The following is an 18,017-nucleotide window of genomic DNA, read 5'->3' on the forward strand; positions in this document are numbered from 1 at the left end:
CGAAACGTGATGACCAAGCCTGACCAAACAGCATCGCCAACGCTGCTGTTTTACTGCTATCGCGCGGTAACGGCGCTGCTGGCCCCCCTGGCCTATCGCAAAGTTGCGGCAAAACTGGCGGCTCATGGCGTCAGCGAAACGCGCCAGCGTGAAAGGCTGGGCCATGCCAGCCTGCCCCGCCCAGATCTGCCCGCAGAAACGCCGCTGATCTGGTTTCACGGTGCCTCCGTTGGCGAAAGCCTGGCGGCGATCACCCTGATCAATCAGTTACACAGCCTTCTGCCTGATGCGCGGTTTCTGCTGACCTCGGGCACCGCCACCTCGGCTGAAATGGCAGCAAAGCGTCTGCCAGACTGCGCTCAGCATCAGTTTGCGCCACTTGATTCTGGTGGCGCGGTGAACCGGTTCATGGCCCATTGGCGCCCGGATGCCGGGATTTTTGTTGAGAGCGAGCTTTGGCCCGTGACCCTATCCACAGCTAAGGCACGCGGCACCCGGCTGGCGCTGGTCAATGCGCGTCTCTCTGCCAAATCAGTTGCAGGCTGGCGCAATAAGCTGCCAACAGCCCGCTTTATCATGGGGTTGTTTGATTTACTTCTGACCCAAAACAAAGCCGTGGCGGAGGATCTTCTGTCCCTGGGGGCCAATCCCACACGGGTGTTTCCCAGTGGCAATCTCAAGGCCGGGGCAGCTGCCCTGCCGCAGAAACACGATCTCATCGCGGAGATGCGCAGCGCCCTTGCCGGGCGCCCTCTGTGGATTGCCAGCTCCACCCATGAAGGCGAAGAAGAGAGCATACTGGAAGCTCACAAGGCCCTGCTGCGCGATCACCCCGACCTTTGCCTGTTTTTGGTGCCACGCCATCCGGAACGCGCCGAGGAGATCGGCGGTAAGATCACCCAAGCGGGCCTGAAGTACAGCCAACGCAGCATTGGCACGGCGTTGTCGCCAGAGTCTCAGGTCTACCTGGCTGACACTCTCGGCGAGCTGGGCAGCTGGTACGCCCTGTCGCCGATTGTGTTTCTAGGTGGTTCGCTCTTGCCTATTGGTGGCCATAACCCCTTTGAGGTCGCCCAATCCGGGGCCGCAGTGCTGACCGGTCCCGGCTATAGCAATTTCACCGAGACCTTCCCGCCCATGATCGCATCAGGCGCTGCGACCGAGGTGCGCGATGCCCACGATCTAGCCCAGGCGGTAGATCACTGGCTAACCCAGCCTGAGCAATTGCAAATCGCCCGCGACGCCGCACGCGCCTATGTAGAGGAGCAATCCGGCCAGCTGGATCTGGTGGTAGAGCGTTTGATCAACAGCCTTTGCCTGAAAGAGCACCATGACTGAGCTTTTTGTCACCAATTTCAACAAGAACTTCACCGGTGTCTCGGCCACGGCAGGCAATGTGCTGCGCCAACAGGTTGCACTGCACGATGTGGAGCTGGTTGGGCGCGCCTTGCCTGGTTGCCCTGATCCGATCTCGATCAAACGCGCCCGGCAGCTGTCGGCCACGGGTCCCGGTAAGTACCCTTTTGCCATCTGGCATGTGCGCCGCAATACCGAAATGCGCGCTGCCCTCTGGACGCGAGATGTACTGCGTCTGCCCATCCGCATTGTCTTCACCTCCGCCGCGGTGCGCCGTCACTCTGCCCTGCCCCGGTGGTTGATTTCGCGCATGGATGCCATTGTGGCCACCTCTGATGAGGCCGCGAGCTTTGTGCCCCATGTCCGCGCTGTGGTGCCCCATGGCGTCGATACCAATGCCTTCACCCCAGCGCAGGACCGCCGCGCCGCCTGGCAGGCGCTTGGGCATGGCGGCAAGATGGGGATTGCCACTATTGGTCGCATCCGCCCCGAAAAAGGCACCGATCTGTTTGTTGAGGCGATGCTGCGCCTGCTGCCGCAACTGCCCGGTGCCAAGGCCCTGGTGCTGGGCCGCGCTGCACGAGAGCATCAAGGTTTCCTCAAAGGGTTACAGGATCGCATCAAAGAAGCAGGCCTGACAGATCGCATCCTGTTTCTCGGGGAGATCCCGGCAGCAGAACTGCCGCAGACCATGCGGGCGCTCTCATTGGTGATGCAATTGCCCCGCTATGAGGGCTACGGCATGGTGCCACTCGAAGGCATGGCTAGCGCAGTTCCTTTTGTTGGATCTGAGGCTGGCTACTACCAGGCCTTTTCTGCCCAGGGCACAACAGGGCGAGTTGTACCACAAGAGGGCCCAGCGGAGGCGGCAGAGGCCGCACTGACCCTGTTCAACGATCCGGATCGGTATCAGGCCATGTGCAACAGGGCCCGCGAGGTCGCTGTCGATAGCTTTAGTGCTTCCCACGAAGCCCAGGGCATCGAAGCGGTCTATCAGGAACTTTGGGCCAAAGGTTAACCCCCCAGGGCTAACCCCTCAGGCGCGGTGATATTTCAAGCGCGCAGCGAGGCGCTCACCCAATAAAAAAGCCCGGCAATACCGGGCTTTTCCATTATCTGTGCTGCTAGTTGCCATTTCAGGCAGCAGGCATCCGCTGCTCAACAATTCCAGCCCACCAGCTGCAGCCCGCAGGGATGGCCTCATCGTTGAAGTTATATTCTGGGTGATGCACCGAGGCGCTATCGCCATTGCCCACCAGAATATAAGCACCGGGGCGCTCTTCCAGCATGAAGGCAAAATCTTCACCGCCCATGACCAGCGGCGCCTCTTCGCAGGAGCCGGAAATATCTGTCGCTACCTTGGCGGCAAATTCGGTCTGTTCCTCGTGATTGGCCATCACGGGATAGCCACGATGATAGGTCACATCCCCCGTGCCCCCAAAGGTCGCAGCCACGCCGGCACAGATTTCCTTGATCCGCTTTTCAGCCAGATCACGGGTCTCACTCGACATGGTACGCACGGTGCCTTTGATTTGCACCCGCTGCGGGATCACGTTAAAGGCCTTGGAAGAGGTCTCAAACGAGGTCACCGAGACCACGATCTGCTGGACCGGGTCAGAATTGCGCGAGGCAATGGTCTGCAGCGCCAGCACAGCCTGCGCGGACATGACTGTGGTATCAATGGTTTCCTGCGGTTTGGCCGCATGGCCACCACGCCCTTCAAAGGTGATGTCAAACTGATCGGTGGCAGCAAAAAACGCCCCCGAACGGATCGAGAAGGCCCCAATGGGTTTGCCTGGCCAGTTGTGCATGCCGTAGACTTCCTGGATGCCCCAGCGGTCCATCATGCCGTCGTCGCACATCTCTTTGCCACCGCCGCCGCCTTCTTCGGCAGGTTGGAAGATCAGCACCACGGTACCATCAAAATTGCGCGTCTCAGAAAGGTACTTGGCAGCGCCCAGCAGCATGGCCGTGTGGCCATCATGGCCGCAGGCATGCATGGCGTTGGGGGTTTTTGAGGCATAGTCCAACCCGGTGGCCTCGTGGATGGGCAGCGCATCCATATCGGCACGCAAACCAATGACCTTACCCGCGCTGTCGCTCTTGCCCTTGATCACACCAACAACACCGGTGCGGCCAATGCCGGTGACGATCTCATCGCAGCCGAACTCTTTCAGTTTCTCCGCCACCAGCGCCGAAGTGCGGTGGGTTTCAAACAGGATCTCTGGATTTTCGTGAATATCACGACGCCATTCGGTAATTTCATTTTGCAATTCGGCAAAGCGGTTCTTGACCGGCATGGAAACTCTCCTTGGTTTTTGTCCCGGTGATGTCCCCGGGTTATCTTGAATATTGGATTTCAGGGTGCAGGCCGGCTCAGGCCACCGGCATCCGTTGTTCGATCATTTCGACAAACCAGCTGATCCCTGTCGGGATGGCCTCGTCGTTGAAGTCATACGCCGGGTGGTGCAGACCAGCGGAGGGGCCGTTGCCCAGCTGAATCATCGCCCCTGGACGCTCTTGCAGCATGAAGGAGAAGTCCTCTCCGCCCATCGACACAGAGGCCTCTTCGCAAGACCCTGCCCCAGAGACCGTTTCTGCCGCCAAACGGGCAAAATCTGCTGCAGCATCGTCGTTGATTGTCACCGGAACTCCCAGATGGAAGGACAGATCTGCGGTGCCACCAAAAGTCTGCGCAATCCCGTCGGCAATGGCCTGGATCCGCTCGGGGATCAGCTGGCGCGCCTCCGGGGAATGGGTGCGCACGGTGCCGCGAACTTCGGCGCGATCGGGTATCACGTTAAAGGCCTTGGAAGAGGTCTCCGCCGAAGTGACCGAGAGAACCGCCTTTTGCACAGGGTCAACATTGCGGGACAGCACCGTTTGCAGTGCGCAGATGATTTGCGACATCATCACCGTGGTATCAACGGTTTCCTGCGGCTTGGCCGCATGCCCACCGCGCCCCTGCAGCTTCAGGGTGAATTCATCCACCGAGGCCAGGATGGGACCCGCGCGGACGGAGAATTTCCCCAGTTCAAGCCCCGGATAATTGTGTATCGCATAGACCTCATCAATGCCAAAACGCTCCATCAGACCGTCTTTGCACATGGCCTCGGCGCCATTGCCGCCTTCTTCGGCGGGCTGGAAAATCACCACGGCCGTGCCGTCGAAATTCCGCGTCTCGGACAGGTATTTTGCGGTGCCCAGCAGCATCGCCGTATGGCCGTCGTGACCGCAGGCATGCATGGCCCCGTCGGTTTTGGAGGCATGTGGCAGCCCGGTCTGTTCCTGCATTGGCAGCGCATCCATATCAGCGCGCAACCCAATAGCGCGCCCAACCGTGTCGCTGCGTCCCCGGATCACCGCAACAACTCCGGTGCGGCCAATGCCGGTCACCACATCATCGCAGCCAAAGCTCTTTAGCTTGTCGGCCACCAGAGCAGAGGTGCGGTGGGTCTCATACAGGATTTCCGGGTTTTCGTGGATGTCGCGGCGCCAACCGGCCACTTCTTCGTGCAGATCAGCAATTCGGTTTTTGACTGGCATCGCGCGTGTCCTTTTGTCAGATTTATTTTGCGGGCATTCGTCGTTCAACGAGTTCGGCAAACCAGCTGCAACCCAGTGGAATCGCTTCGTCGTCAAAGACATAGGCCGGGTGATGGCACATAGGCGTGTCGCCATTGCCAAGGAAAATATAGGCGCCGGGACGCTCTTCCAGCATGTAAGAGAAATCCTCCGATGGCATGATCGGCGGGATATCCTCATCCACATGGGCCCCTACCGCGCGGGCCGCTTCAACGGCATGGGCGGTCTCGGCATCGGTGTTGATCGTCACCGGGTAGCCTGGTGTCCAGATCACCTCGGCCGTGGCACCAAAAGCCTCGGCGGTGCTGATGACGACGCGGCGTACCCAGTCTTCGGCCTGGGCGCGGTATTCCGTGTCCAGTGTCCGCACGGTGCCTTCCAGTTTTGCCGTATGGGCAATCACATTGGAGGCGGTGCTGTCGGTCTCGAATGTGCCCACAGTCAGCACCACCCGTTTGATCGGGTCAATGTTACGCGACACGATAGAATTGAGCGAGACCACGATCTGCGAAGCCACCAGGGTGGTGTCGATCGACTCATGCGGGGCCGCAGCATGGCCGCCCTTGCCTGTCACCCGGATCTCGAACTCATCAGAAGAGGCCATCAAGGCGCCGGGACGAATGCCAAACTCACCAACCGGCATGCCTGGCGTATTGTGCAGCCCATAGACTTCCTGAATCCCCCAGCGCTCCATCATGCCATCATCACACATGGCCTTGCCGCCGCCGCCCCCCTCTTCGGCGGGTTGGAAGATCAGCACGGCCTTGCCATCAAAATTGCGGGTCTCGGCCAGGTATTTTGCCGCTCCCAGTAGGATCGCCGTGTGGCCGTCGTGCCCGCAAGCATGCATCACACCGGGTGTTTTTGAGGCATAGTCAACGCCGGAGGCCTCGTGAATGGGCAGGGCGTCCATATCGGCGCGCAGGCCAATGACCCGCCCAGAGGTATTGGTCTTGCCCTCAATCACCGCAACAACGCCGGTTTTGCCGACACCGGGCGTCACATCCGTGACGCCAAAGCCCTTCAGCTGCTCTTCAACAAAAGCCGCAGTTTGATGCACCTCATACATGAGTTCCGGGTTTTCATGCAGATGGCGGCGCCATGCGGTGATCTCTTGCTGCAGTTCGGCAAAGCGATTTTTGATGGGCAAAAGCACAACTCCTCTCAATTGAGATTATTGTTACGAGAATAAAAAAGCCTTGTCTACGTCTCTTGCAGATCAGGGCCATGCGCGGTCAAAAAGGTGACGAGATTTTCTTGCAATTCTGAAATATCAGCGAAACCCAGACCGCCAGTGATCTCTGAGCGCCGCTCATCCAGGCGTGCTTTGATCTCGAGAATAAAGGTCAATCCGGGCTCGGTCAGCGTCAGGCGTACGGTGCGCCGGTCGTCGTCGCAACGTTCCCGCAGGACCAAGCCGCGATCTTCCAGTTTGTCCACATACCGCCCCAGAGTGGCGTCATTAATAGCCAGAATGGCGCCATAGACACTTTGCACCAATCCCGGTCTGCGGTGGATCATGCCCAACACGCTGAGATGTCCCGCCGAAAGACCTGAATCCTTGCCTATAGCTTCTAAATGATGGGCGATCATCCGGCCTGCAATCTGCACCAGAACAGCAAAATCAATGTCTTCGTAGATCCCTTTTGGAAGGTCGGTCTCTAGTTTTGGCATAATTACCTTTCACGGGAACAACTGGGCGAAATAGATACTGTTACGGAGAACTCTGCAAACGTGTGACGAGCTGTTTCATAAAGTCATGGCCTGAATTGAACTGTGCCACGGAGATAAATTCATTGGGCTGATGCGCCTGGGCAATATCACCCGGGCCGCAGATCACTGCTGAATAGCCCGCTGCCTGAAACTGCCCGGCCTCGGTGCCATAACTGACCACATGGGTGCCGTTATCCCCCGTAAGACTGCGCACCAAGGCCTCGGCCGCGCCGTCCTCTTCCGGCACCAGGGCAGGCACATCAAATCCCTTGCTGATGTCGATACGGGCCTCAGGGTGGATGGCCTGCATTTCGGCCTCAACCTTTTCGACTTCGGCCCGATAGGCGGCCTCCCAATCCGAGGCCAGCTCGCCGGGCACGACCCGAAAATCCATCATAAATTCGCAGTCTTTGGCGGTGATGTTATGGGCCGTCCCACCAGAGATCATACCCACATGGCAGGTGGTAAAGGGCGGGTTGAACAGGGATTGCATCTCGCCCGGCGTGCGGTCCATGTTTTCGGCATTGCGCTGATTGGCCCAGTCGATCAGCCGGGCGCCCTGCATAATGGCGCTAACCCCGGTATGCATCAGCGAGCTATGCACCTCAAAGCCAACCATATGGGTCCGGAATCCGGTGCCGCCCTTATGGCCCGTCACCGCCTGCATCATCGAAGGCTCGCCGACGATAACGGCAGATCCCTTGGGCAGCAGCGGCTGCATCGCATCGATCATCGGCGGCGCCCCGGTACAACCGATCTCTTCGTCAAAGCTGAGCGCCAATTGCAAGGGACGTTCAACGCCGCGATGATGCGCCTCGACCAAGGCCCAGATCGCCAAGGCATCAAAGCCCTTCATGTCGCAGGTGCCACGGCCAAAATATTTGCCGTCGCGTTCAACCACCGTAAACGGGTCGCTGTCCCAGGGCTGGCCATCAACCGGCACAACATCCGTGTGGCCCGACAGAACAACCGCGCCCTCAATTTCTGGGCCGACATGGGCAAATACAGCGGCCTTATGGGGTTGGTTCGGATCCACCCAACGGTGCGAGGCAATGCCTTGCTCGGTCAGGTAGTCCTGCACCCAGTCGACCAGTGGCAGATTGCTGTCACGGCTCACAGTGGGGAAAGCCACCAACTGCGTCATGATTTCCAGCGGCGTCAGCACCTTCACCATGCGATCAGTACCCGCTGTCGGTTGTCAGCACAAAATGACCTGGCTCCACCTCCAGGTACTTTGAGGGTTCAGGCTGGTAATCCAAGCCATGAATGGGCGATGGAATCGGTTTGAAGTTCAGGTCTTTTTCGCTCTTGCGGCGACGTGGATCGGCGATTGGAACCGCCTTCATCAAAGCCTGCGTATAGGCATGCTGCGGGTTCTCAAAGACGCGGGCACGCGGGCCCAGCTCGACGATTCTCCCCAGGTACATCACCCCGACCTGGTGGCTCACCCGTTCAACCACGGCCATGTCATGGCTGATGAAGAGGAAAGAAAGTCCAAGATCTGCCTGTAATTCCATCATCAGGTTCAAAACTTGGGCCTGCACCGAAACATCCAGTGCTGAAACGGCCTCGTCTGCGACGATCAATTTCGGGTTCAGCGCCAGGGCGCGGGCAATTGCGATCCGCTGGCGTTGGCCGCCGGACATTTCATGGGGGTAACGGCGCATAAAGCTGCGCGGCAGTTGTACCCGGTCAAAGAGATTCGCCACCCGGTCCTGCAGCTCAGAGCCCGAAGCCAACCCATAGTTGCGCAGAGGCTCGGCCACCTGATCCAGAAGTTGCATTTGCGGATTCAAAGAGGCAAAGGGGTCCTGGAAAATCATCTGCATATCCAGGCGCGCCTTGTGCAAATCGCTCTGGTTCAGGCCAATGACGTCACGTCCCTCAAACTCAACCTTACCCGAGAGCGGCTCGACCAAACGCAGGATTGAACGGCCTGCAGTTGATTTTCCGCAACCCGATTCGCCCACCAGCGACAATGTCTGCCCCTTATAGACCTTAAAGGACACATCTTCGACCGCGTGCACATTGGCCACGGTGCGGCGCAGCAAGCCGCCTTTGACCGGGAAACGTGTGGTCAAATTCTCAACGTTGAGCAGCACGTCCTCGGTGCCGACAATAGGTTCGATTCTCTGGTCCTCGACCCCCATCAGCTTCATCGGTTCGGGGTAGGCCTTGCCCTGCATTTCACCCAGTTTTGGCACCGCTGCCAGCAGGGCCTTGGTGTAGTCATGCTGCGGGTTTTCAAAGATTTCCTCAACAGTGCCCTCTTCGACCTTATTGCCGCGGAACATCACCACAACCCGGTCCGCCATCTGGGCCACAACCGCCATGTCATGGGTGATGAACATCACCGCGGTGCCGGTCTCCCGCTTTAGCCGGTCCATCAGGGCCAGGATCTCGGCCTGAATGGTCACATCCAGCGCTGTTGTGGGCTCATCCGCGATCAACAGGCGTGGCTCGCAGGCCATGGCCATGGCGATCACCACCCGCTGCCGCATACCACCGGAAAGCTCATGCGGGTACTGCGCCATACGGCGTTCTGGTTCGGGAATACGCACCTCGCGCAGCAGTTCCACCGCCCTTTCCTCGGCCTGGGCCTTGTTCATGTCCTTATGGACCCGCAGACCTTCGGTCAGCTGGCGACCAACGGTGAAGACCGGGTTCAGAGCCGTCATTGGCTCCTGAAAGATCATGCCGATTTCATTGCCGCGAATGTCTTTCATCACCTCGCCGGGGGCCTTGGCGAGATCCATCTCACCGCCCTCGCGCCGATCGAACATCAGCCCGCCTGCAGCGATTTCACCGCCGCCAAATTCCACCAATCGCATGAGAGACAGGGAAGAAACCGATTTGCCGGAGCCGGATTCACCAACGACACAGACGGTTTCGCCCGGATGGACATCAAAAGAAACATTTTCGACGCCGACGACCGGCCCATCCTTGGTTTGAAACTCTACACGCAAGTTACTGATGGATGCGATTGCATTGTCCAGCATGGCGGCTCCCCTTAGTTCTTTTTTTGGCTTCGCACAGCATGCAAGCCCCGCGTTTGCAGCGGATAGCACAATTCGCCTCAACAATACTCATGCAAATATTGCATAGGCAAATCCAAAATTCGGATTTGCATTTTTTTGAAATCTGGTTTTCGATACCGCCAGTATCTGCACATGGGGGCTGGTCGTATAGCGACCAAAGATCTTGAAAAATTTCGATCTTTCAATTTGTTCCACGTCAACTTAGGCAGAACGACATCGTATCCGCAGTTTTGCGGCAAAAAGCCGGAGCCGTGATCTTCGGCGTAAAAAGACACGTAATGTGTTCGACAAGGAGAGTGTAATGAAACTCAAAACCCTCTTGATGGGTGCCATCGCCACGGCCGCCATCGCTCCGGCAGCTTTTGCCGAGCGTGGCTCTGATGGCCAGGTCAATATCATCTATTGGCAAGCCCCTTCGATCCTGAACCCCTTTCTGTCCGGCGGCACCAAAGACGTCGAATCCGCATCGCTGGTGATCGAGCCCCTGGCCCGTTACAATGAAGTGGGCGAAATGGTGCCTTTCCTGGCATCCGAAATCCCCACGGTTGAAAACGGTGGCGTCAGCGAAGACCTGACCTCCATCACCTGGAAGATCGCGCCCGGCATCAAATGGTCCGACGGCACCGATTTCACGTCGGCTGACGTGAAGTTCACCGCGGACTACTGCATGGACCCCGAAGGCGGTTGCGCGCAGGTGACCAAATTTGAAGGCGTCTCCTCGATTGAAGCGCTGGACGATCTGACCGTCAAAGTCACCTTCGACAAACCAACCCCCTTCCCCTATGGCCCCTTTGTTGGCGGTGAAAGCCCCATCATCCAGGCCGCTCAGTTTGCCAACTGCATGGGTGCCAAGGCACCTGAGTGCACCGAGGCCAACTTTGGTCCCATCGGCACCGGTCCTTTTGTTGTGGACGAGTTCAAGCCCAACGACGTGATCACCATGTCGGCGAACCAGCACTACCGTGACCCGGCCAAGCCTGCCTTTGCCAAGGTCCTGTTCAAAGGGGGCGGTGACGCAACCGCAGCTGGCCGTGCCGTTATGGAAACCGGCGAGTTCGACTACGCCTGGAACCTGCAGCTGGCGCCCGAAGTTATCGCGCAGATGGAAGCTGCTGGCAAAGGCACGCCCGTCGCTGGCTTTGGCCCGCTGGTTGAGCGCATCATGCTGAACAACACCAACCCTGATCCGGCGCTTGGCCCTGATGAGCGTTCGGTGATCCGTCCACACCCATTCCTGGGCGATCCCGCTGTTTACAAAGCGATGTCGCTGGCCATCGACCGTCCTCTGCTGGTCGAAATCGGCTATGGCAAAGCGGGTAAAGTCACCTGTAACTGGATCCCGGCGCCTGCCGCTGTGAACTCAGACACCTTCACCTGCGACAAGCAAGACATCGCAGCCGCAAACGCGATGCTGGACGAAGCGGGCTACAAAGACACCAATGGTGACGGCGTACGCGAAACCCCTGCTGGCGTTCCGATGAAGATCCTGTACCAGACCTCGACCAACGCCGTGCGTCAGGATTTCCAGGCTCTGATCAAACAGTGGTGGAGCGAAATCGGTATCGAATCCGAGCTGCGTAACCTCAGCGGTTCCGTGTTCTTTGGTGGCGATCCCGGCTCGCCCGACACCTTCCAGAAGTTCTACGCTGACGTTGAAATGTATGCCAATACCTTCAACGGCACCGACCCTCAGTCCTACCTGGCCAACGGTCTGTGCGACAAGGCACCTTCGCCTGCGTCCCAGTGGCAGGGTGAGAACATCTCGCGCTTCTGCAACGAAGAGTTCGACAAGCTGCATGCTGAGCTGACAACCACAGCTGGTGCTGCGGCCCGTGCGGAAATCTCCAAGCGTCTGAACGACATCATTGTTGAAAACGGTGGCATGATCCCACTGGTTCACCGTGGTCGTCTGTCGGCCCATGCCAACTCTCTGGGTGGCGTCGTGCTGAACGTTTGGGACAGCGAGCTGTGGAATGCAGCTGACTGGCACCGTATCAAGTAAGCGGCACTAGCCAAAATGAGGCCCCGGTGTCCTTCACCGGGGCCTCTTGCCATTCGCGCCGCGTTCCGGTCTATCGCCGGACACATTGGCCAAAGGCCACTGCCTCTCTAGGCTCTGACCTCTTGTCCAGATCAACAATAACACATTGCAAAAGGCGCACGCTCCATGCTGACCTTTACAATCAGGCGACTGGTCCTGTCGGTTCCGACACTGCTGTTTATCAGTCTCGTGATTTTCCTGCTGCTCGAACTCGCCCCTGGCGACCCGATGGCACAGGTTCCCCTCACAGTTCCCCCTGAAGTCAAAGAAAAAATGCGCGAGGCCCTGGGCCTTGGCCAACCCGCCCCCATTCGGTTTTGGAAATGGCTGGTGCAGTTCTTCTGGATTGAACCCCAGGTTCTGATCGACCACTATTTTGGTACCACCTTCTCGCAGGGTGACCTGCGGGTGATCTCCTGGCAGACCCGTTCGCCAGTGATGGATATCGTCATCCAGCGGATGCCGCAGACCCTGTGGGTTGTTGGCACCGCCTATGTGGTTGCGATCCTGATCGCCCTGCCTATCGGCATCTACTCCGCCTATCGTCAGTACAGCTGGTTCGACCAGCTAGGCACCTTTGTGTCGATGGTTGGCTTTTCCGTACCCCCCTTCTTCTCGGGCGTGCTGGTCATCGTGATCTTCTCGGTACAGCTGGGCTGGTTCCCCTCGATCTATGACACCACCCATGTGGTCGATAGCTGGGATAGTTTTGTTTACCAGATGAAGCAGATGATCATGCCGGTCATGGTTCTGGCCTTGCAGATCACCGCACAGCTCAGCCGCTTCATGCGGGCCTCGATGCTGGATAACCTCAATCAGGACTATGTGCGAACCGCACGGGCCAAGGGCCTCAGCGAGTATGTTGTGGTCATGGTGCATGTGCTGCGCAACTCGATGATCCCTGTGGTCACCGTGATTGCCCTGGGCATCCCGTCGATCTTTGGCGGCGCAATCATCACAGAACAGGTGTTCAAGGTGAATGGCATCGGCCAGTTGCTGATTGGCGCCATCCAGGCCAATGACCTGCCTATGGTGCAGACGCTGACCTTTATCTTTGCCATCCTCATCGTGCTGTTCAATCTGATCGCCGATGTTCTCTACGGCATCCTAGACCCGAGGATCCGCTATGACTGAGCTTAGCAATCCCATCCCCAGCAAGCCGCCGCGCAGCCAGTGGCTGGATGTCTGGGACCAGTTCAAATCGCACCGTGGTGCTCTTATGGGCGGGATTCTCTTCCTGCTGATTGTGGCCTCCGTTTACCTCGGTCCTTTCGTCTGGGATATAGAAGCGACCCATATCGACATCCGTTCGCGCAATCAGGGGCCCAGCTGGGCGCATCCCTTTGGCACCGATCAGCTGGGGCGCGATATGATGGCCCGGATGATGGCCGGCGGCTCGACCTCGGTTTCCGTTGGTCTTACTGCGATGGCGCTGGCGCTGTTCCTGGGCTCCTTCATCGGCGTGGTCGCCGGGTTCTTCAAACGGCTGGACGGGCCCTTGATGCGCCTGACCGACCTGTTCCTGGCGCTGCCCCTGCTGCCGCTGCTTCTGGTGATGATGCTATTGTTCCGCGAGCCGCTGAACGCGGCCTTTGGACCGGAACAGGGCATCTTTATCCTGATCGTTTGCGCCATTGGGGTGACCTCCTGGATGCCCACCGCACGGATCGTGCGCGGCGATGTTCTGGCGATCAAGGAACGTGAGTTTGTTCTGGCGGCCCGCTCCATTGGCACCTCGAACAAGGGGCTGATCACCCGGCATATCCTGCCCAACGTGCTGTCACCCATCATGGTCTCGGCCACACTGGGTATTGCCACAGCGATTATCACCGAAAGCTCGCTGTCCTTCCTTGGCCTCGGATTCCCGCCGGATTTCCCAACCTGGGGCCGCTTGCTGTTTGATGCCACCGACTATCTGCAGCAGCACCCGGAGCGGGTCTTCTGGCCCGGCATGGCGATCTCCTTGACCGTGCTGAGCGTAAATTACCTTGGTGATGGTCTGCGGGATGCCCTGGATCCACGGATTCGCGGCCGCTAAGGTAACGCGCCGTCTCAGCCCCGTTCGATGAGACATATTCAAATAAGAACATAACATTCGGCCGTCCCCTGGGGCGGCCGTTTTTGTTTCACAGCTCCTGTGAAAATTGCGAACAGGATCCCACCAGGACCGTATCAAGCGGGAAGCCGTTCCGCCCCAAACCAATCCAACCGCATCACCGCCCCTTGCCTGACAATGGATTTGCTCTCATTTCGGGAAATAATTCCACTTCACAGTGAAACGGGTACAGGCAATGTTTGAGACACTCGGCTTTGAAGAGACCAGCCCACGACTGGCCTCGCTCTATTTTTCCCTCGCACTGGGCCTGGGCTTTGGCGTGCTGGCTCAGCTCACCCGGTTTTGTTTCCGCCGCGCTGTGATCGGTGAAGACCGGCGCCAAGCCGCGGGCATTTGGGCGCTGGCGCTTGTGGTGTCGGTTCTGGGCACTCAGGCTGCCGTGATCCAGGGCTGGATCAGCTTTGATGCCCACCGCCTGCTGGTCTCGGATCTGCCGCTGCTGGCCATTGCGCTAGGTGGCGTGATGTTCGGCATTGGTATGGTGCTGACCCGGGGCTGCATTTCGCGCCTCACCGTGCTCAGCGGCACCGGCAATCTGCGCGCCCTGCTCTGCCTGGTGGTTTTTGCCATCACCGCCCATGCCACGCTCAAAGGCGTGTTGGCACCGCTGCGCAGCGCATTGGGCAGCTACACTGTCCAACTGGGGGACTATGCAACACTGGCCGCCCTGCCCGGCGGTGCGCCCCTGTGGAGCGCCCTCATCGCCCTGCCCGCGCTTTGGTTGGCGCTGCGCTCACAGAACTCTGCATTGGCCCTGCTTGGCGGCGCCATGATCGGAGCGCTGGTGCCGCTGGCCTGGGTGACCACCGGATTTGTGCTCTTTGATGAATTCGACCCCATCGCCATGGAGAGTCTGTCCTTTACTGCGCCAATGTCCGAAGGGCTGTTCTATGCGATCGCCTCCAGCGCGGTGCCTGCGGGCTTTGGTCCTGGGCTGATCGGTGGCGTCTTGGTCGGCGCGCTGCTCATCGCCTTACTGCGGGGACAATTCCACTGGCAGAGTTTTGAAAACCCGCGCCAGACCGGACGCTACATTCTGGGCGCCAGCCTGATGGGTTTTGGTGGGGTTCTCGCGGGCGGCTGCACGCTCGGCGCCGGTCTAGCCGGGGTCTCCACTCTGGGACTGGCGGCACCTCTGGCGCTGGGTGCGATTGCTCTGGGTGGAATCCTGGCGCACCGGGTGCTGAGAGAGGCGCCTAATGCAGCTTCTTTTTCACCCGCTGGATCGCCAGCCACACCAGCCCAACAACCGGCAGAGTGATCAGGGCCGTCATCATCCCCTTGCTTTGGCCCAGAGCCTGCGCGAGGGGATAGAGCAGGTAAGAGGCCAGCGAGACGGCGTAGTAGCTGATCGCCACCACCGAGAGCCCCTCAACGGTGTGCTGCAGCCGCAGCGCCTGATCCGCCCGCCGGTCCATACTGGCCAAAAGCGCCTGATTCTGCGCGCTGCGCTCCACATCAACCCGGGTTCTGAGCAGCTCGCCGCCGCGCCGCGCCCGATCCGCCAGGGTGCCAATACGGGCCTCGGTGGATTTCACCGTACGCATCGCCGGTTCATAGCGGCGCAGCATGAATTCTGAAAAGGTCTGATAGCCACCATGACGCGCTTCGCGCAGCAATGCGATGCGTTGGTTGACGAGGGCTTCATATGCTCCTGTCGCGCCAAAACGAAAGGCAGACTGCGCGGCCATGGCCTCAAGCTGGGCAGAGACCTGCAACAGCTGGGTCAATGTTTGTTCGGCCGGCACCGTATCCGAGGTCATCTCGGCCATCATCTCGCTGAGATAGGTGTCGAGTACGCCGATGTTCGGGGTGAGCCCCCTGGCCCGGGAAAACCCCAGCATCGACATGGCCCGATAGGTCTCGATCTCGCAGAGCCGCTGCACGATGCGTCCAATCCGCTGGCTGCCAGTGGCAGCATTGGCAAAAAGCGCAAAACGCATATGCCCGGCAGGATCGATGCGGAAATCCCCCGCCACCACAGCACTGTCGTCCAGGACTTCGGCCACTGCCAGGCTTTCGGGGACAAACCAGTCCTTTAGTGATGCCTTGATCCGCTTTCCTTCGGGGCGTGGCAGGATCCGGATCATCAAGGACGTCACCCGCTGACCCGGTGCGGCCTCCAGCCAGTCTGCAGGGAAGACATCAAAATCCGCCGGGTCAAAGGCACGTTTGGCGATGCCATCGCCGTAGAGCGTGTAGCTGACAAATTCTGTATGTTGCTCCCACTTCAGCGTATAACGCCCCAGTTGCGCCGAATGATGGGTGGCACCGGGTTGCGGATGCGCTGCACCGTGGCGGTCCAACAGCGCCGTAAGATGCTGCAGATCCAGTGCCCGATCCCGGTGCACCGCCTCCTTGGGTTGTTTCACCGCCAGATAGATCACCGTGCTGGGACTTTGCATCGCAGGGAAAGGTCGGGCGTGCAGCTCATTGGCCAGGGAATACCGTAGGGGGTGGTCCGGGATTGGGGGCATGGCGCGAGATCTCCAAATGGGTTGCGGAACCATAGTGGGCAGGCCTCAATCTGTACAGAACTCTTTTATTTCAATGTGTTACCAGGATACAATGGTATACCATGGCTCAAAAACCTCTGAGAATCCGGGGCTTGGAGGGGGCGCTGCCCCCGGCCTATGGCCTCCCCCGGGATATTTGGGACCAAATGAAATCCGCAAAAGAAAAGGCGCGCCGGATGTCTCTGGCGCGCCTGTCGTCTTAGGGTTTTGCGATCGGTTACTGGATCATGGTCAGCAATTGATCGAGGCTGGCCTTGGCATCACCGTAGAACATCCGGGTGTTCTCTTTGAAGAACAGCGGGTTCTCGATGCCGGAATAGCCGGTGCCCTGACCACGTTTGGAGACAAAGACCTGTTTGGCCTTCCAACATTCCAGAACCGGCATGCCGGCGATCGGACTGTTTGGATCTTCCTGAGCCGCCGGGTTGACGATGTCATTGGAGCCAATAACGATGGCCACATCGGTTTCCGGGAAGTCCTCATTGATCTCATCCATCTCCATGACGATGTCATAGGGAACCTTGGCTTCGGCCAGGAGAACATTCATGTGACCTGGCAGACGCCCGGCGACCGGGTGGATCGCAAAGCGAACTGTCTTGCCCTTGGCGCGCAGACGACGGGTGAGCTCAGCAACGTTCTGCTGCGCCTGGGCCACCGCCATGCCGTAGCCGGGGATGATGATGACGCTGTCGGCCTCATCCAGCGCGGTTGCCACGCCATCAGCGTCGATCGCCACCTGTTCGCCCTCGACCTCCATCGCAGGACCGGTGGTGCCGCCAAAGCCACCCAAGATAACGCTGACAAAGCTGCGGTTCATCGCCTTACACATAATGTAGCTGAGGATGGCCCCGGAGGAGCCCACCAGCGCGCCCACAACGATCAACAGATCATTGCCAAGGCTGAAGCCAATCGCCGCAGCAGCCCAGCCGGAATAGCTGTTCAGCATCGAGACAACCACCGGCATGTCGGCGCCGCCGATTCCCATGATCAGATGATAGCCGATGAACAAAGCTGCCAGGGTCATGATAAACAGCGGGAAGAACCCGCCAGTGTTGAAGTACCAGATCAGGGCAATCAGCGACAGGCCAGCGGCCCCCGCATTGAGCATATGACCGCCCGGCAGTTTGACCGCAGAGGAGGTCAACTTACCCGCCAGTTTACCATAGGCAACGACAGAGCCGGTGAAGGTCACCGCACCAATGAAGATGCCGAGGAAGAGTTCAACCCGCAGGATTGAAACTTCGACGCCGTCTTTCTTGGCCAGGAGTTTGGCAAACCCGTCCAGCGCCTGTTTCTGTTCGGCGTCCATGGCCATGACACGGCCCAGTTCGATATGGGCGATGAGGCCCACAAAGACCGCCGCCAGACCAACCAGCGAGTGCATTGCAGCCACCAGTTCGGGCATCTGGGTCATCTGCACCCGTGTTGCCAGCTGATAGCCGATGGCACCACCACCGGCGATCAGCACGATCGACAGCAACCACAGGCCCGAACCGGGGCCAACGAGGGTGGCAAAAACCGCCAGTGCCATGCCGGTGATACCATACCAGACCGCACGTTTGGCGCTTTCCTGGCCGGACAGCCCACCCAGCGACAGGATGAAGAGAACAGCGGCAACAACATAGGCCGCAGTGGTGAATCCATATTCCATC

Annotated in this window: 14 protein-coding genes; 6 read left to right on the forward strand and 8 right to left on the reverse strand. The window is 59.0% G+C overall.

What is annotated here, in order from left to right:
* Positions 1–9: 9 nt before the first annotated feature.
* Positions 10–1,338: a 3-deoxy-D-manno-octulosonic acid transferase gene (locus ED661_RS16850; protein ID WP_122075252.1), complete on the forward strand. Its 1,329-nt coding sequence runs from the start codon at positions 10–12 to the stop codon at positions 1,336–1,338.
* Entirely contained in the window at positions 1,331–2,374 is a 1,044-nt protein-coding gene (locus ED661_RS16855; RefSeq protein ID WP_122075254.1) for a glycosyltransferase family 4 protein, read from the forward strand. The genes ED661_RS16850 and ED661_RS16855 overlap by 8 nt, the downstream gene beginning before the upstream one ends.
* Before the next feature lie 118 nt (positions 2,375–2,492).
* Here ED661_RS16855 and ED661_RS16860 read toward each other — a convergent pair whose 3' ends face one another.
* From ED661_RS16860 to ED661_RS16885, 6 genes are all read right to left on the reverse strand, one after another.
* Positions 2,493–3,656, reverse strand: a complete 1,164-nt coding sequence (locus tag ED661_RS16860; protein WP_122075256.1) for a M20 aminoacylase family protein — start codon at positions 3,654–3,656, stop codon at positions 2,493–2,495.
* A gap of 76 nt (positions 3,657–3,732) precedes the next feature.
* Positions 3,733–4,902 (reverse strand): M20 aminoacylase family protein, encoded by a 1,170-nt coding sequence (locus ED661_RS16865; protein ID WP_122075258.1) that lies wholly within the window; start codon positions 4,900–4,902, stop codon positions 3,733–3,735.
* A gap of 22 nt (positions 4,903–4,924) precedes the next feature.
* Positions 4,925–6,091, reverse strand: a complete 1,167-nt coding sequence (locus tag ED661_RS16870) for a M20 aminoacylase family protein (RefSeq protein WP_122075498.1) — start codon at positions 6,089–6,091, stop codon at positions 4,925–4,927.
* Between the two features lie 53 nt (positions 6,092–6,144).
* Entirely contained in the window at positions 6,145–6,615 is a 471-nt protein-coding gene (locus ED661_RS16875) for a MarR family winged helix-turn-helix transcriptional regulator (protein ID WP_122075260.1), read from the reverse strand.
* A 40-nt stretch (positions 6,616–6,655) separates the two neighbouring features.
* Positions 6,656–7,828, reverse strand: coding sequence for an acetylornithine deacetylase (gene argE, locus ED661_RS16880; RefSeq protein ID WP_122075262.1), 1,173 nt, complete (start codon positions 7,826–7,828; stop codon positions 6,656–6,658).
* A gap of 4 nt (positions 7,829–7,832) precedes the next feature.
* Complete coding sequence (locus ED661_RS16885; protein WP_122075264.1) at positions 7,833–9,653, reverse strand: ABC transporter ATP-binding protein; 1,821 nt, start codon at positions 9,651–9,653, stop codon at positions 7,833–7,835.
* Positions 9,654–9,993: 340 nt separating this feature from the next.
* On the opposite strand from ED661_RS16885, the gene ED661_RS16890 reads away from it, so the two are divergent.
* The 4 genes from ED661_RS16890 to ED661_RS16905 all read left to right on the forward strand — a co-directional run bounded on the left by ED661_RS16890 (position 9,994) and on the right by ED661_RS16905 (position 15,110).
* Positions 9,994–11,694 carry a peptide ABC transporter substrate-binding protein gene (locus tag ED661_RS16890; RefSeq protein ID WP_122075266.1) on the forward strand — a complete coding sequence of 567 codons (1,701 nt, stop codon included), beginning with the start codon at positions 9,994–9,996 and terminating at the stop codon, positions 11,692–11,694.
* Positions 11,695–11,859: 165 nt separating this feature from the next.
* A complete protein-coding gene (locus ED661_RS16895) occupies positions 11,860–12,867 on the forward strand; it encodes an ABC transporter permease (RefSeq protein WP_122075267.1) in 1,008 nt (335 codons plus the stop codon).
* A complete protein-coding gene (locus tag ED661_RS16900; RefSeq protein WP_122075269.1) occupies positions 12,860–13,771 on the forward strand; it encodes an ABC transporter permease in 912 nt (303 codons plus the stop codon). The genes ED661_RS16895 and ED661_RS16900 overlap by 8 nt, the downstream gene beginning before the upstream one ends.
* Before the next feature lie 253 nt (positions 13,772–14,024).
* Positions 14,025–15,110: a YeeE/YedE family protein gene (locus tag ED661_RS16905; RefSeq protein ID WP_122075271.1), complete on the forward strand. Its 1,086-nt coding sequence runs from the start codon at positions 14,025–14,027 to the stop codon at positions 15,108–15,110.
* Here ED661_RS16905 and ED661_RS16910 read toward each other — a convergent pair.
* Positions 15,046–16,326: a DUF3422 family protein gene (locus ED661_RS16910; RefSeq protein WP_122075273.1), complete on the reverse strand. Its 1,281-nt coding sequence runs from the start codon at positions 16,324–16,326 to the stop codon at positions 15,046–15,048. The genes ED661_RS16905 and ED661_RS16910 overlap by 65 nt on opposite strands.
* 256 nt (positions 16,327–16,582) lie before the next feature.
* On the reverse strand, positions 16,583–18,016 hold the full coding sequence (locus ED661_RS16915) for an NAD(P)(+) transhydrogenase (Re/Si-specific) subunit beta (RefSeq protein ID WP_122075275.1): 1,434 nt from the start codon (positions 18,014–18,016) through the stop codon (positions 16,583–16,585).
* Position 18,017 lies beyond the last annotated feature (1 nt).

It is taken from the genome of Pseudophaeobacter sp. EL27, assembly GCF_900313025.1.
Lineage (GTDB): Bacteria > Pseudomonadota > Alphaproteobacteria > Rhodobacterales > Rhodobacteraceae > Pseudophaeobacter.

What these genes read in the sequence shown, in the direction of transcription:
- ED661_RS16850 (WP_122075252.1), top strand. Translation starts at nt 10, where the DNA reads ATGACCAAGCCTGACCAAACAGCATCGCCAACGCTGCTGTTTTACTGC.
- ED661_RS16855 (WP_122075254.1), top strand. Translation starts at nt 1,331, where the DNA reads ATGACTGAGCTTTTTGTCACCAATTTCAACAAGAACTTCACCGGTGTC.
- ED661_RS16860 (WP_122075256.1), bottom strand. Translation starts at nt 3,656, where the DNA reads ATGCCGGTCAAGAACCGCTTTGCCGAATTGCAAAATGAAATTACCGAA.
- ED661_RS16865 (WP_122075258.1), bottom strand. Translation starts at nt 4,902, where the DNA reads ATGCCAGTCAAAAACCGAATTGCTGATCTGCACGAAGAAGTGGCCGGT.
- ED661_RS16875 (WP_122075260.1), bottom strand. Translation starts at nt 6,615, where the DNA reads ATGCCAAAACTAGAGACCGACCTTCCAAAAGGGATCTACGAAGACATT.
- argE (WP_122075262.1), bottom strand. Translation starts at nt 7,828, where the DNA reads ATGGTGAAGGTGCTGACGCCGCTGGAAATCATGACGCAGTTGGTGGCT.
- ED661_RS16885 (WP_122075264.1), bottom strand. Translation starts at nt 9,653, where the DNA reads ATGCTGGACAATGCAATCGCATCCATCAGTAACTTGCGTGTAGAGTTT.
- ED661_RS16890 (WP_122075266.1), top strand. Translation starts at nt 9,994, where the DNA reads ATGAAACTCAAAACCCTCTTGATGGGTGCCATCGCCACGGCCGCCATC.
- ED661_RS16895 (WP_122075267.1), top strand. Translation starts at nt 11,860, where the DNA reads ATGCTGACCTTTACAATCAGGCGACTGGTCCTGTCGGTTCCGACACTG.
- ED661_RS16900 (WP_122075269.1), top strand. Translation starts at nt 12,860, where the DNA reads ATGACTGAGCTTAGCAATCCCATCCCCAGCAAGCCGCCGCGCAGCCAG.
- ED661_RS16905 (WP_122075271.1), top strand. Translation starts at nt 14,025, where the DNA reads ATGTTTGAGACACTCGGCTTTGAAGAGACCAGCCCACGACTGGCCTCG.
- ED661_RS16910 (WP_122075273.1), bottom strand. Translation starts at nt 16,326, where the DNA reads ATGCCCCCAATCCCGGACCACCCCCTACGGTATTCCCTGGCCAATGAG.
- ED661_RS16915 (WP_122075275.1), bottom strand. Translation starts at nt 18,016, where the DNA reads ATGGAATATGGATTCACCACTGCGGCCTATGTTGTTGCCGCTGTTCTC.